Consider the following 13,051-nt stretch of genomic DNA (forward strand, 5'->3'; position numbering starts at 1 on the left):
CGTCACTCGATCACGGACGCGCGAATGCCTGCTGCACCGCCTTGGATTCGGTGACGCCATTGGCGATCAGAAGCTCAAGCAGTACGCGCGCCTTCTGCGGGTTGAGATCGAGCGCGACTGCAAAGCCGAGCTTGTCGTCATCAACCTCGACGTTGCGGTTGACGTAGCCCGAGCCGACCCGGCTCGAACGCACCACCACGACACCCTGCTTCGCCGCGGCCGCCAGCGCATCGATCGCGCCTTTCGACGAGTTGCCGTCACCGACGCCAGCCAGCACGATACCCTTGGCGCCGCGCTTGACCGCATCCTCGACCTCCGCGGCATCCATGTTGGCGTGCGAATAGATGATGTCGACCCGCGGCAGAGGCGGCGCATCCGGCAGCTTCAGCTTAGCAGCCTTGACTGATGCGGCGGGCTGCAGGAAGCGCAGCGAGCCGGTGTCGACGTAGCCGACCGGACCGGCGTCGGGCGAGCGGAATGTCTCGACGCTGGTCGTATTGGTCTTCTGCACCCAGCGCGCGGCATGGATGGTGTCGTTGAGAACCACGAGCACACCGCGGCCGCGGGATTCCGGCGCCGACGCAACCCGCATCGCCTCGTAGAGATTGGCCGGGCCATCGGCGCCGATCGCGGTCGAAGGTCGCATCGATCCGACCAGCACGACCGGCATGTCGGTGTCGAGCACGTTTTGCAGGAAGAACGCGGTCTCCTCCATCGTGTCGGTGCCGTGCGTGATGACGACGCCGTCGACTTCCTTGTTGTCGATCGCGGTACGGATGCGCTTGACGAGGTCGAACCAGACCTTGTCGTTCATGTCTTGCGAGCCGATCGACGAGATCTGCTCGGCCGAGATCTGCGCAAGCTTGTCGATGCCCGGGATGGCCGCGATCAGGTTGGCCGCACTGACCTTGCCTGAATCATAGGCATTGCCGGCGCGTGCATTGGCCTGGCCCGCGATGGTGCCGCCGGTGCCGAGCACAAGCACGCGGGCCAGCGCGCTGCCGGCGGGCGACTGCTGTGCGACGGTCGGCGACGCAAACCCGATCACGAGGGCCGCGGCCAGGCCGACGATCGTGCGTGCGGAACGAGCCGATCGGAACAAGTGCAGCATCATTTCTCCCCCCAGCGACAGATTTCCTGCTCACAACTCGTGGTTTTATCGCGCAAGAAATGGACAAACTTGCGGCGGAAACCATCGGGGACAGAATTCCGACCTTGCCCGCCGCTCTCACCCGGTACCCTGATCACACCGCCTTGTTCGCCGGCGCTCCTGCAAAACGTTGACACCGCGGGCATGACAGCGCACATTTTTCGAAGATTATTCGAATTAATGGCACGCTATGCACTTCCAGCTTCCCGACGATCTCCGCGTTCTGCAAGGCCGGGTGCGCGAATTCGTACGCAGCGAGCTCAAGCCCCGTGATGCCGCGATCGAGGCGACCGGCGAGGTTCCGGAGAGCGCTATGGCCGGCCTGCGCAGGATGGGATTGTTCGGCACCAACACGCCGAAGCAATTCGGCGGACTCGGCCTGTCGATGCTCGGCAGCTGCCTTGCGATCGAGGAACTCGCGAAGGCGCACACTGCCTTCTACTATCTGAGTGGGGTCAACGTTCATATCGGATCGAAGGCGATCGAGTTTTTCGCGCAACCTTGGGTTCGCGACAGATGGCTGCCCGAGCTCGCCAGCGGACGCATGATCGGCGCCTTCGCGCTGACCGAGCCGAACGCCGGATCGGATGCCGCCCGCATCCAGACCAGGGCGCGGCGGGACGGCGGTCATTACGTGCTCGACGGCCACAAGACCTACATCACCAATGCGCCGGTCGCCGGCGTCTTCACGGTGTTCGCCACGCTCGACCCGTCGGCGGGCGCGAAGGGCATCGCGGCGTTTGTCGTGGACGCAAAGACGCCGGGCCTCGCCATCGGCCGGTTGGTCGAGATGGCCGCCGGCCGCGGCTCGGCGCATGCCGAGGTGATCTTCGACGGCTGCCGCGTTCCGCGCGAAAACCTGCTCGGCCGGGAGGGTGAAGGATTTGCCATTGCGATGCGGTGCCTGGACGCCGGGCGCACGCATTGGGGCGCCTATTGCGTCGGCGCAGCGAGCCAGCTGCTGGACTACGCGCTCGATCATGTCTCGGAGCGCGAGACGTTCGGACGCAAGCTGCGCGACCATCAAGGCATCGAATGGCAGATCGCCGACATGGCAAGCGCGCTGCATGCCGCGCGCCTGGTCGCCTATGAGGCGGCCTGGCGTTACGACCAAGGCGACGACGCCGCCCGCACCGCCGCGGCGGCACTGTCCAAATATACCGGCGCCGACACGGTGCAGCGGGTGGCCGACATGACCATGCAGTTGTTCGGTGGTGCCGGTTATTCCAGGGACCTGCCGATCGAACGCATCTGGCGCGAAACGCGGGTGGTGCGCATTCTGGATGGCACATCCGAGATCATGCGGCAGATCATCGCCCGCAACGCGTTCCGCAACCACGAGCGGCGGAACACGCCAATCTGACAACGGCCTCTTCCACTTTATGTTGCAATAGTTCTTGGTGATCCACTTCCGCTGTCTTACTGTTTTGCGGGATGGGAGAAGGAAGTGGCTTCGGGGACGACGCTCAAGCTCAAGCAACAACGCAGCCGCGATCGGCGCGAGCAGATCCTCTCGGCAGCGACCAGGCTGTTCGGCCAAAGGGGCATCGACGGCACCTCGCTCACCGAGGTTGCGGCGGTGGCGAAAGTACCGCTCTCCAGCATCTACGATTACTTCGAGGACAAGCGCGCGCTGGTGCTGGATGTGCCCGAGGGCAATTTCGAAGCGCTGTACCAGAAGACCGAGCCGCTGCTGGTGAAGGGCGGCGACCCCGTCGAGCAGCTTCGCATCATCTTCCTGACCAACTTCCAGTACATCAAGGACAACCCGAGTTGGGGCCGCGTGTTCTTCCTGGAGATCTGGCCGAGCGTCCTTGCCGCCGAGCCGCGGGTGAAGAAGGCGGTCGACAAATATGCGCTGCGCTACGTGCAGCTGATCAAGCAGGCGATTCGCGCCGGCACCTATCGCCGCAATCTCGATCCCTACACCGCGATGTCGCTGATGATGGGCGGCATGTGCCACTTGACCGCGGTCTGGCTGCTCTATGGCCGCAAATACGATCTGGTGAAGAAGGGCAAGACGCTGTTCACCACGCTGCACAACGGGTTCGTTCAGCGCTAGCCGCGCTTGCGCGCGGCCCTGGCTTCGGCGACGCGAATGATTTGATCCAAATTCAGCGCTGTCTAACCTGCCATTGAGACGATCCTTTCCCAGAAAACCAATACACAACCGTCGAAATCCTGTTCTAGTATGACGCGGTGGACGCCCCGCGGCCGAAGACGCGGGCACTGGGGATGGGAGCGAACCAATGGACGTCAGGGCTGTTCTGCCGCCGCGTGGCCGCGACTATCGCCTCGATCTGCTGCGCGGCTTCGCCAACTGGGCGATCTATCTCGATCACATCCCGAACAACGCCGTTAACTGGATCACGCAGAAGAATTTCGGCTTCAGCGACGCGGCCGATCTGTTCGTGTTCATCTCCGGCTACACCGCCTCCTTTGTCTATGCGCGGATGATGCTGGAGCGCGGCACCGTGATCGGCGCCACCCGGCTGATCAAGCGGGCCTGGCAGATCTATGTCGCGCACGTCCTGCTGTTCGTGATCTACATCGCCGAGATCGGCTATCTCGCGCAACGCTATCACGATCCCAATCTGCAGAATGAATTCAACGTCGCGGGCTTCATGCAGAACCCGGCGGAGACGCTCTATCAAGGCCTGATCCTGGCGTTCAAGCCGGTCAACATGGACGTGCTGCCGCTCTACATCGCGCTGATGCTGGTCTATCCGCTGGTGCTGTGGGCGATGCTGCGCAAGCTCAACCTGACCCTGCTGGCCTCGTTCCTGCTCTATCTCGCCGCACGGCATTTCGGCTGGAATCTGCCGGCCTATCCGGGCGGCTCGTGGTACTTCAACCCGTTCTGCTGGCAGTTCCTGTTCGTGTTCGGCGGCTGGTTCGCGCTCGGCGGTGCCAGCGAATCGATTACGTTGATCCGCTCGCGCGCCTTCCTCTGGCTCGGCGGCGCCTATCTGTTGTTCGCGCTGGTCATGACGCTGGCGGGCCGCTTCCCGGAGCTGGGCCAGGTGATGCCGCCCTGGCTCTATGATGCCTTCAATCCGAACGACAAGACCAACCTCGCGCCCTATCGCGTGCTGCACTTCGTGGTGCTGGCCTTCTTCGTCACGCGCTTCTTGCCGCGCGAATGGGCTGGGTATGAATGGCCGATATTCCAGCCGATCATCAAATGCGGTCAGCAATCGCTCGAGGTGTTCTGCTCGGGCGTGTTCCTTGCCGTGGTCGCGCATGTGGTACTGGTCGAGGTTTCCGGCAGCCTCTGGATGCAGATCGTGGTCAGCGCGGTCGGCATCGTGCTGATGACCGTGCTCGCCTACTACCGGTCTTGGTCGAAGAAGGTCGACAAGGCGCCGAAGCCACCCGTCGCTGCGCAGGCGCCAGCGGCCGCGAAGCCGGCGGCGTAGGCGCGTCATCGATGTCGCGTGCCTTCTATCACGATCATCCTGAAATCCTGCAGCTCGAAGCCGAGGTGCGCGACGCCAGACCCGGCGCGGTCCTCGTCGAGCGCTCGCCGTTCTTTCCCGGAGGGGGCGGGCAGCTTCCGGACCGCGGTGTCCTGAGATGGTCCGGCGGCGTGCTGCCCGTCACCGGACTTGAGCGCGACGAACGCGGCCTGTGGCATCTGTTTGCCGGCGAAGCCTTGCCCTCCGGCAACGTGACGCTCGAGGTCGAGCCGGCATTTCGCGCCCTGATGTGCGAACTGCACACGCTCGCCCATGTCGTCAATGCACTCGTCTACACGCAGTTCGGCGGCGCCCTTCTCACCGGCGCCCAGCTCAACGCCGATGCCACGTTCCGCGTCGATTTCGATCTGCCGGGAGCCGACAATGACACGCTGCGGGCGCTCGAGGCGCCGCTGAACGCGGTCATGCGGCGGGATCTTCCGGTGAGCAGCGTCTTCATGCCGCACGACGAAGCGCAGGCGGTGCCCGGCCTGTTCCGTAGCAAGGCCGTCGCCCCGCCGGCCGGGGAGGATGGACTGGTTCGCATCGTCGAAATCCTCGACCTCGATCGCCAGGCTTGCGGCGGGACCCATCTGGAGTCGACCGGGCGCGCGCGACCCGCACGGATCGTCAAGATCGACAACAAGGGCCGCCAGAACCGCAGGATCAAGGTTGCGGTCTGACCGGCTCTCGCACACGGCCTGGGCTTGCTATTTCGCGAGCGGCTTGCCCGCCGTCTCCGGCGCGAGGGCGATCAACGGCAGACCGATTACGTAGATCAGCGACAACATCGAGATCGCCAGCGGGAAGCTTCCGGTGCGGGCGGCGAGCGCGCCGATCAGCGTCGGGCCGGCGGCGCCGAGCACGCGGCCCATGCTGAAGGCGAAGCCGGAGCCCGAGCCGCGCAGCACGGATGGAAACATCTCCGGCAGCCAGATCGTGAACAGGCCGAACACGCCATTGGTGAAGAAGCCGAGCACCGGCAGCAAAGCCATGAACAGCACCAGACTGTCGAGCCATTCGATCGCGACTTCATAGCAGACCACGACGGAGATCAGCCCGCCGATGAAGAACAGCACCGCGGTGCGGCGCCGGCTACCGAGCCAGCCGGTGATCCATGGCACAAGAAAGCAGCCGATCAGCGTGCCGACATTGGTGATCAGGCCGGCCACCGCGCCCATCTCCTGCGCATGCGCCGGGCTCGCCCCCGCCGCGACCAGCTTGGTCGCAATCACGGTGGGTGCCCAGAAGTTCGACGACCACAGGCCGAAGATGATGCAGGCCATCATCAGCGCCGCCGCCCAGGTGGTGCGAGCCTGATCTCCCGCAAACAACGCCGAAATCGACGGCGGCTCGCGCGACGCGCTGCCCTCGGGCTCAGGAATGTTGCTGCGCAGATACGCAATCAGGAGCGCCGGCAGGATGCCGAGCAGGAACATACCGCGCCAGCCGAGCGTGCCGCCGATCAGGAGCGTCACGGCGGCGGCGAGGAACAATCCGGTCGGCGTGGCCGTATGCAACCAGCCCGCTAGCCGCACACGCGTATTCTCCGGCACGGATTCCTGCAGCAGCGGCGTGCCCGCGGCCCATTCGCCGCCGATGCCGAAGCCGGCAACGAAGCGAAACAATGCGAACATCACGATTCCGGTTGCCAGCCCGCACAGCGCCGTGAACAGCGAGTAGACCAGCACCGTCCAGCACATGATCCTGACGCGCCCGTAACGGTCCGCGGCCCAGCCCCAGACCATCGAGCAGGCCCAGCCCAGCATGAAGATCGAGAACAGCAGCCCGCCATAGATGCCGATATTGGCCTTGCTCGGCTCGATGCCGCTGGCGGGCAACAGTTCGCTCAGCGCGCCGACCAGGATGTAGCCGTACATCGAGGAATCGAAGCCATCGAGCATCCAGCCGAACCAGGTCGCCCAAAACACCTTTCGCGGCGACACCGCACCAGTCGCCGCGACCGACGGCGCAACGGCATCAACGATGCTCTCAGTCATGTTTCCTCGCACGTTTCTTTTGTGCTGCGGACTATGACGGGGTTTGCGCGAAGGGACACCTCCGGCGAATGGGATGGAGGTATCCGACATCAGAATAGCGGCGCCGTTCGGGGACAGTGCCTTCTCGCCAAATTCGAACGGCGGCTGGAATTTCTCAAGCGGTAGTCCCGAAAGTCGGGAAGGGCATGTCATCTTCCAAGAGGCACTTTCGAGCCAGCCACGCGAGCTTTCATCCGGCCTCGTGAACCTGACGGCCCTCGAACCATGTTGAAAGCACCCTGGTCTGCGATAGAAGCTGCGGCGCGGTCGCGAACAAGTCGCGATCGATCAGGATGAAATCTGCCGACTTTCCGGCTTCGATCGATCCGGTGAGATCGGACAAGCCCATCGCCCGCGCCGCGTTGACGGTGTAGATGCGCAGCACTGTCTCGAGATCGAGGGCCTGTTCCGGCCAAAGCGCGCCATCATATCCGCCCCGCGGATTGCGCCGCGTGATCATCCCTTCGATCCCGAGCCAGGGGTCCGGATTGGCCACAACCGGCCAGTCCGATCCGGCCGCCATCAACGCGCCGGCGGCGTGGAGATCGCGAAGCGGCCAATAACAGTCGGCGCGATCCACCGGCATCGCCGCGCGGATGGCCTCCTGGATCGGGCCGGGATACCAGATGATCGGCGACAGGTCGGCTGCGACGTCGAGCGCGCGGAAGCGCGGGATATCGGCGGGGGCTACGAAGCCCGCATGCGCGACCTGGTGAGTAGCATCGGCGCCGTTTCCGGGTCCGTTGAAGCTGCGCACGACGTCGATGGCGTCGAGCGTATCGCGAACCGCGGCATCGCCCGTGCAATGCACCTTGACCCGCATCCGATGCTTCTCGGCCTTTGCGATCCACCGCACCAGATCAGGAATCGAGATCAAGGGATCGCCGCAAAAGCAGCAGCCTTGCAAGCGCGTGGCGCGGTATGGCGTGAGCATGGCGGCGGTACGCGTCGTCGGGACCCCGTCCATGAACAGTTTGATAAAATCGGGACGGACGTGCCGGGTGCGATAGGCCTCGCGGCGTACGATCAGCGCGTCGCCGACGAGATCGGCGCCCGACAGCGTCCGCTGCGCGGGCAGCGAGGCGACGCACCAGCCATTGAGCTCGTTCGCACGATCCAGCGCGGCCAGCGCTTCCAGGAACGGGAGCGTCGTGGTCGCATCCTGAAATGCGGTGACGCCGAAGCCATTGAGAATCTCAACCGCGCGGCGGCACGAAGCCTTGTTGCGCTCCGCAAGGTCCGGGATGCTTCGCTCGACCGCCTGCTCGGCAAGCCCCGAGGCTCGCTCCAGCAATAGCCCGGTCGCAGCCCCGGTCTCCGCATCGCGCAGGATTTGACCGTCTTGCGGATCGGGGGTGCCGGCGTCGATCCCGATCAACTCCAACGCACGAGAGTTTACCCACCGGTTGTGCTGGCTGTCGTCGCGCAGCATCACCGGATGCGCCCCGGAAACGGCATCGAGCGCCGCCAGCGAACTTGCACGGCCGATCACCTCGACCAGTTGACTTCCCCAGATGCCGCCGAAGACCCACTCGCCCGGTTTCGTCGTCGCGCATCGCGCGCGCACAGCTTCCAGCACGGCATCGAACGACATCGTCGGCAAGAGTTTCAATTCATAGAGGTCGGCTTGCCCGCCACGGAGATGGTGGTTGTGCACGTCGACGATACCGGGCAACAGCATGCCGCGACCAAGGTCCACCATTCTGGTTCCGGGACCGGCCAGGCTCTTGACGTCGAGATCGTGACCGACAGCAACGATGGTGCCGCCGGCCACCGCGATCGCCTCGGCACGACCCGCAGCGGCATCCGCCGTGAACACGTTTCCATTATGGAAGATCAATTCCGCCTGCATCATCGTGCCTGGCCCTCAGTGCGCCGAAAGGTTTCGCGGCTGCCGCGAGAGAATGGTGAGGCACAGGGCGTAGGCCGCGATTGCGGCGGTCTGCAGCCAGTAAGGTAGTGTGGACCTGCCGTCGAGAACGACGTGCAGCGCGTCGGAAAGATTGACGGCGCAGAGACCGAGAACCGTGACCCAGATCGCGACCAAGGCGAACACGACCTCACCCGAACGCGCGGCGGAGACAAACAGGCAGATATAGGCCACCACCGCGAACGCGATGATCTTGTCCTGATAGGCGTAATAGGGTGTATCGTAGTAGATAAACAGGATTGGCACCTTGATTCCGAAGAAGTGCGCCACTGCCATGCAGCAGAAATAGGCCACGCCGGCCCACAGAAGCAGGCTGAGAATTCGACCGCTCATCGAGTCTCCCATGAAGCACCTTGCGAGATATTCTTGTCGGCGGGCTGGTTACATCGCTCGCGTCGCTTCATGGTCCCACATCAATCATGGGCCAGCCAGACACATTAATTTCTGACCGAGGAAGCCATGGCCTACCATCGCAAGCGCCCCGCCCAGGATCCCTGCCCCGTCGAGACGGTCCTCAAGATCGTCTCGGGCAAGTGGAAGGTTCGGGTGCTTCATCTTCTCTCGCTAGACGAACTCAGCTTCGGCGAATTGCGCAACTCGATCGTGGGCGTTCGCCAGCAAGTCTTGTCCAGCCTGCTGCGGGACCTGATCGCCGACGGCGCGGTCCGGCAGCGCAAGATTTCGTCTGAACGGTCGATCTACGCACTGACGGAGCGAGGGTTCAATCTTGTTGCGCTGCTGACCCCGCTGGCCGAGTGGGGAAACAATCTGCTCGCCGAACAGGGCGTTACGTGGCGACCGCCCGAGCCGCGGCGAAGCGCCCAGCGCGACGGCGGTGACGAGACCTACCGGACATAGGCGGTCGCGCCTGGGGATCATGCCGCGGTTCGCTCGACGGGGCGCGATCGGCTTGTTAAGCCGCACCCCGCAAGGACAATTTGAGTCGGGACATGACCGTAGCGATCGAGATGGGACAGACGACGGCCGGCGCATCGGCGGCCATCGATCTCGAGGAGCTATTGGCCACGCGCCTTTTGGTGCAGGGCAATTCGGGTTCCGGCAAGTCTCATCTGCTGCGCCGGCTGCTGGAACAGAGCGCGCCATGGGTGCAGCAGACCATCATCGATCCAGAGGGTGACTTCGTGACCCTGGCCGAGCGATTCGGCCACCTCGTCATCGATGCCGAGGACCATACCGAGCGCAGCCTGCAGGTCGCCGGCGAGCGCGTGCGCATCCATCGTGTCTCCACCGTGCTCAATCTCGAGGGGCTCGACGCCGAGAACCAGATGCGGCGCGCCGCGGCCTTCCTCGGCGGCATGTTCGAGGTTGCCCGCGACCACTGGTATCCGATGCTGGTGGTCGTGGACGAGGCACAGCTGTTCGCGCCGGCGATCGCGGGCGAAGTTTCCGACGAGGCGCGCAAGCTCTCGCTCGGCGCGATGACCAATTTGATGTGCCGCGGCCGCAAGCGCGGACTTGCCGGGATCATCGCGACCCAGCGGCTGGCCAAGCTCGCCAAGAATGTCGCCGCCGAAGCATCGAACTTCCTGATGGGCCGGACCTTCCTCGACATCGACATGGCGCGCGCCGCCGACCTGCTCGGCATGGAGCGGCGGCAGGCAGAGGCGTTCCGCGACCTGGAGCGCGGACAATTCATGGCGCTGGGACCCGCGCTCTCCCGCCGTCCGCTGGGTCTCCGCATCGGTCCGACCGATACCCAACCGCGCAACGCGGCGCCGCGGCTGATGCCGCTGCCTGAAGCGGCGCTCGAAGACGCGCGCGCCATCATCCTCGCGGCCCCGCCGCCCGAAACGACGGCCAGGCCGCCGCGCCGCGCGCCGTCGCCCGACCTGCTCAGCCAGTTGATGGCCGCCAAGCCAACAGCACCGGAGCAAGATCCCGAAACCGCGGAACCGCCGCTCAGCGCCGAGCAGCTGGCCGAACGGCGTGAGCGGCTGGATCGCATCCTGCGCGCGATCCTCGCCGAGCCCGACGCCGGCTTCCGCGCCATCGGCGTGCTCTATCAGGAGTTCGTGGTCCGCTGCCGGATCGAGGGTCTCGGTGCCGTCGTGCCCGAGCTGACCGATTTCCGTCGCATGCTGACGCGCGCCCGCGCCGGGCTCGGCACCGAGATGGCGGAGGACGACGCGTGGCAGGATGTCTCGCTGCGTGCCGCGATCCTGCCCGAGGACATGCAGGGCGTCTTCATGATGATCGCCCGCGCCGCGAAGGAAGGCTGGCCCTGCCCGAGCGATGCCGCGATCGCCCGCGCTTATGGCACGCACTCGCTGCGCCGCGCCCGGCATTTGCTGACCTACATCGAGGAGCAAGGCCTGATTGTCTGCCAGCTGGACGGTGCCGGCCGGCGGATCGTGACACTCGTCGAGCTCGCCTGGGCCACGGCCGCGGCCGACCCGAATGCCGACGAAGTGCCGGCGGAAGCAGCCTGCAACAGCTCGACTCCGTAGTCAGTCACCGGGCGACGAAGCGTTCGGTCTCGCATGGAATCCCAGAAGCGTCGCAGAACACGAAAAGGCCCGCCGGGAGGCGGGCCTTTTTTGTTTCTGCCAGTTGAGGGATCTGGTTGCGTGGGCCCGCGACAGGCCCACACCGCCCCTCACCTTCAGACCTCACGCATGCTGTGGCTGCGCCAGCTGGCTGACTTGCGTCGCCGGCGGATCGACAACCAGGGTGCCGCCATGGCCGTCACTCGAGGTCGTGAAGGTCGAGGCCATGTAGTTGCCCAGCAGCGCAATGCTCGCCGTGACGGTGCCGTCCGTCACCGTGAGCGTGCCGTGCGATGAGTCTCCGCTGAAGCTCGGGGTCTGAACGTTCGCGAAACTGATGTTCGCGAAATCGATCGCGTCCGAACCGGTCATCCCGGCGACGGTTCCGCTAAAGCTCGCGGAATTGTCGAGCTTCAGCGTTCCCGTCGAACCCTGGAACGTTACGGCGGCATTCGATGTCCCGGTCAATTCCAGGGTGCCGCTCGGGACGATAGTGGCGCTGCTCGGACTCTCTCCCGTCACGTTGAACGACTGCCAGGCCCCCCACGCGGTGCCGTCATTGGCCCGGATCCAGAGTTGGTCGGTGCCGGAGCCGGCCTGATAGGTGGTCAGGGAAAGTTGCGCCGCCGTGATGTCGATCTCGGTATTTGCAGGCTCGTTGACTCCGCCGACGTTCCACCGCCCGTTGGTGTTGGAATCCCACAGCGCATATTTCGTGATGGCATCGCCGTCGGCGTCCGTCGCCGTGACGAGGCTCGCGGCAGCAAAGGTCTGCCCCGAGACCGTCACGACATTGGAGACCGCGACCGTCGGCGCCTGGTTGGTTGCGGTGGCCGTGAACGACTTCCAGCTGCTCCACTCGCTGCCGTCATTGGCCCGCACGTAGAGCGTATCCGACGGCGAGCCGCCGGGGCCGAACACGTAGCTGACCTGCGACAGGTTCGCCGCGGCAACATCGATCTCGACATTGGCTGCCTGGGCGACGCCATTCACCACCCAGTGACCATTGCCGCCGGTGTCCCAGAACGCGTACTGGGTGATCGGATCGTTCACGATACGTTCACTCATTATCAGTTCTGGGACTCGACCGCCGATCCTGCCAGCGGGCATTGGGTGGTCGGCGGCGTGGCGCAGGCCGCCAACATCGCCATCGATGTGACGCCCACCCAATTGACGAACACATCGTTTCAGAGCGGTTCGGGCTCCGACGATCTCTGGGTGCGCGCGTTCGACGGCATGATGTGGAGCAACTGGAAGGAGTTTCACGTCAACGCGCCGGTCGACAATCTTCCGATCGTGGCGGCCGCCGACTTTTCAGCGAGCCACGGCCAGGATATCGCGGCCTCCACGCTGTTCTCGACCACCGACGCGGATGGAGACACGATCACGAACTATCAGCTGTGGGATTCGACGTCTGATCCGAGCAGCGGGCACTGGGTGGTCGCCGGGGTGGCTCAGGGCACCAATGTCGCAATCAATGTGACCGCAGCCCAGCTCTCGAGCACAAGCTTTCAGAGCGGCTCCGGTTCAGACGATCTCTGGGCGAGAGCCTACGACGGTATCGCCTGGGGGCCGTGGAAGGAATTTCACGTCAACGCACCGATTGACAACGCCCCGGTCGTCACCGCATCCGACTTCCACGCGACCGCCAACCAGAGCGTGGCCGCATCGATGCTGTTCTCGGTCGCGGATGCCGACGGGGACCACATGAGCCAGTATCAATTCTGGGAGTCGACGCCGTCGGCAGGCAGCGGCCATTGGAGCATCGGCGGGAATGCGCAGCCTGCCAACACCGCAATCAACGTCACCACGGCCCAGCTCGCCAGTACGACTTTCGATGGCGGCACCGTGTCTGACGACCTCTGGGTTCGCACCAACGACGGCATGATCTGGAGCGCCTGGCAGGAATTTCATTTCATCGTCTAGGGAAGGCCCGGGTTGCGGGGACGGAGCGGTCCGCATCTCCG

12 protein-coding genes are annotated in these 13,051 nt (G+C 64.6%); 7 read left to right on the plus strand and 5 right to left on the minus strand.

Annotated features, from left to right (window positions below; all coding sequences use genetic code 11):
• Positions 1 to 10: 10 nt before the first annotated feature.
• Positions 11 to 1,111 carry an asparaginase gene (locus tag CO675_RS33695; RefSeq protein WP_097676164.1) on the minus strand — a complete coding sequence of 367 codons (1,101 nt, stop codon included), beginning with the start codon at positions 1,109 to 1,111 and terminating at the stop codon, positions 11 to 13.
• Positions 1,112 to 1,340: 229 nt separating this feature from the next.
• Here CO675_RS33695 and CO675_RS33700 point away from each other — a divergent pair, with 229 nt between their 5' ends.
• The 4 genes from CO675_RS33700 to CO675_RS33715 all read left to right on the plus strand — a co-directional run bounded on the left by CO675_RS33700 (position 1,341) and on the right by CO675_RS33715 (position 5,291).
• Complete coding sequence (locus CO675_RS33700; RefSeq protein ID WP_097676134.1) at positions 1,341 to 2,513, plus strand: acyl-CoA dehydrogenase family protein; 1,173 nt, start codon at positions 1,341 to 1,343, stop codon at positions 2,511 to 2,513.
• Between the two features lie 84 nt (positions 2,514 to 2,597).
• Complete coding sequence (locus tag CO675_RS33705; RefSeq protein WP_097676135.1) at positions 2,598 to 3,212, plus strand: TetR/AcrR family transcriptional regulator; 615 nt, start codon at positions 2,598 to 2,600, stop codon at positions 3,210 to 3,212.
• 187 nt (positions 3,213 to 3,399) lie between these two features.
• Positions 3,400 to 4,569, plus strand: coding sequence for an OpgC domain-containing protein (locus CO675_RS33710; protein WP_097676137.1), 1,170 nt, complete (start codon positions 3,400 to 3,402; stop codon positions 4,567 to 4,569).
• Positions 4,570 to 4,580: 11 nt separating this feature from the next.
• The gene (locus CO675_RS33715) at positions 4,581 to 5,291 is read left to right on the plus strand and encodes an alanyl-tRNA editing protein (RefSeq protein WP_097676166.1); all 711 of its coding nucleotides are present in this window, start codon (positions 4,581 to 4,583) and stop codon (positions 5,289 to 5,291) included.
• Between the two features lie 27 nt (positions 5,292 to 5,318).
• Here CO675_RS33715 and CO675_RS33720 read toward each other — a convergent pair whose 3' ends face one another.
• From CO675_RS33720 to CO675_RS33730, 3 genes are all read right to left on the minus strand, one after another.
• Positions 5,319 to 6,608, minus strand: coding sequence for an MFS transporter (locus CO675_RS33720; protein WP_097676139.1), 1,290 nt, complete (start codon positions 6,606 to 6,608; stop codon positions 5,319 to 5,321).
• A 229-nt stretch (positions 6,609 to 6,837) separates the two neighbouring features.
• Positions 6,838 to 8,502, minus strand: a complete 1,665-nt coding sequence (locus CO675_RS33725; protein ID WP_097676140.1) for an amidohydrolase — start codon at positions 8,500 to 8,502, stop codon at positions 6,838 to 6,840.
• Between the two features lie 12 nt (positions 8,503 to 8,514).
• Complete coding sequence (locus CO675_RS33730; RefSeq protein WP_097676142.1) at positions 8,515 to 8,910, minus strand: hypothetical protein; 396 nt, start codon at positions 8,908 to 8,910, stop codon at positions 8,515 to 8,517.
• Between the two features lie 126 nt (positions 8,911 to 9,036).
• On the opposite strand from CO675_RS33730, the gene CO675_RS33735 reads away from it, so the two are divergent.
• Together CO675_RS33735 and CO675_RS33740 are read left to right on the plus strand one after the other, a co-directional pair.
• Positions 9,037 to 9,435, plus strand: a complete 399-nt coding sequence (locus tag CO675_RS33735) for a winged helix-turn-helix transcriptional regulator (RefSeq protein WP_097676143.1) — start codon at positions 9,037 to 9,039, stop codon at positions 9,433 to 9,435.
• A gap of 92 nt (positions 9,436 to 9,527) precedes the next feature.
• Positions 9,528 to 11,045 (plus strand): ATP-binding protein, encoded by a 1,518-nt coding sequence (locus tag CO675_RS33740; RefSeq protein WP_097676144.1) that lies wholly within the window; start codon positions 9,528 to 9,530, stop codon positions 11,043 to 11,045.
• A gap of 162 nt (positions 11,046 to 11,207) precedes the next feature.
• Here the strand turns inward: CO675_RS33740 and CO675_RS33745 are convergent, their stop codons facing one another.
• Complete coding sequence (locus CO675_RS33745; RefSeq protein ID WP_198964843.1) at positions 11,208 to 12,152, minus strand: hypothetical protein; 945 nt, start codon at positions 12,150 to 12,152, stop codon at positions 11,208 to 11,210.
• A gap of 57 nt (positions 12,153 to 12,209) precedes the next feature.
• On the opposite strand from CO675_RS33745, the gene CO675_RS41190 reads away from it, so the two are divergent.
• On the plus strand, positions 12,210 to 13,010 hold the full coding sequence (locus CO675_RS41190; RefSeq protein ID WP_198964844.1) for a hypothetical protein: 801 nt from the start codon (positions 12,210 to 12,212) through the stop codon (positions 13,008 to 13,010).
• The last annotated feature ends 41 nt before the right edge of the window (positions 13,011 to 13,051 follow it).

It is taken from the genome of Bradyrhizobium sp. C9, assembly GCF_002532045.1.
Classification (GTDB): domain Bacteria; phylum Pseudomonadota; class Alphaproteobacteria; order Rhizobiales; family Xanthobacteraceae; genus Bradyrhizobium.

Coding starts and splice junctions, on each gene's coding strand:
- CO675_RS33695 (WP_097676164.1), bottom strand. CDS start 1,111: ATGCTGCACTTGTTCCGATCGGCTCGTTCCGCACGCACGATCGTCGGC.
- CO675_RS33700 (WP_097676134.1), top strand. CDS start 1,341: ATGCACTTCCAGCTTCCCGACGATCTCCGCGTTCTGCAAGGCCGGGTG.
- CO675_RS33710 (WP_097676137.1), top strand. CDS start 3,400: ATGGACGTCAGGGCTGTTCTGCCGCCGCGTGGCCGCGACTATCGCCTC.
- CO675_RS33715 (WP_097676166.1), top strand. CDS start 4,581: ATGTCGCGTGCCTTCTATCACGATCATCCTGAAATCCTGCAGCTCGAA.
- CO675_RS33720 (WP_097676139.1), bottom strand. CDS start 6,608: ATGACTGAGAGCATCGTTGATGCCGTTGCGCCGTCGGTCGCGGCGACT.
- CO675_RS33725 (WP_097676140.1), bottom strand. CDS start 8,502: ATGATGCAGGCGGAATTGATCTTCCATAATGGAAACGTGTTCACGGCG.
- CO675_RS33730 (WP_097676142.1), bottom strand. CDS start 8,910: ATGAGCGGTCGAATTCTCAGCCTGCTTCTGTGGGCCGGCGTGGCCTAT.
- CO675_RS33735 (WP_097676143.1), top strand. CDS start 9,037: ATGGCCTACCATCGCAAGCGCCCCGCCCAGGATCCCTGCCCCGTCGAG.
- CO675_RS33740 (WP_097676144.1), top strand. CDS start 9,528: ATGACCGTAGCGATCGAGATGGGACAGACGACGGCCGGCGCATCGGCG.
- CO675_RS33745 (WP_198964843.1), bottom strand. CDS start 12,152: ATGAGTGAACGTATCGTGAACGATCCGATCACCCAGTACGCGTTCTGG.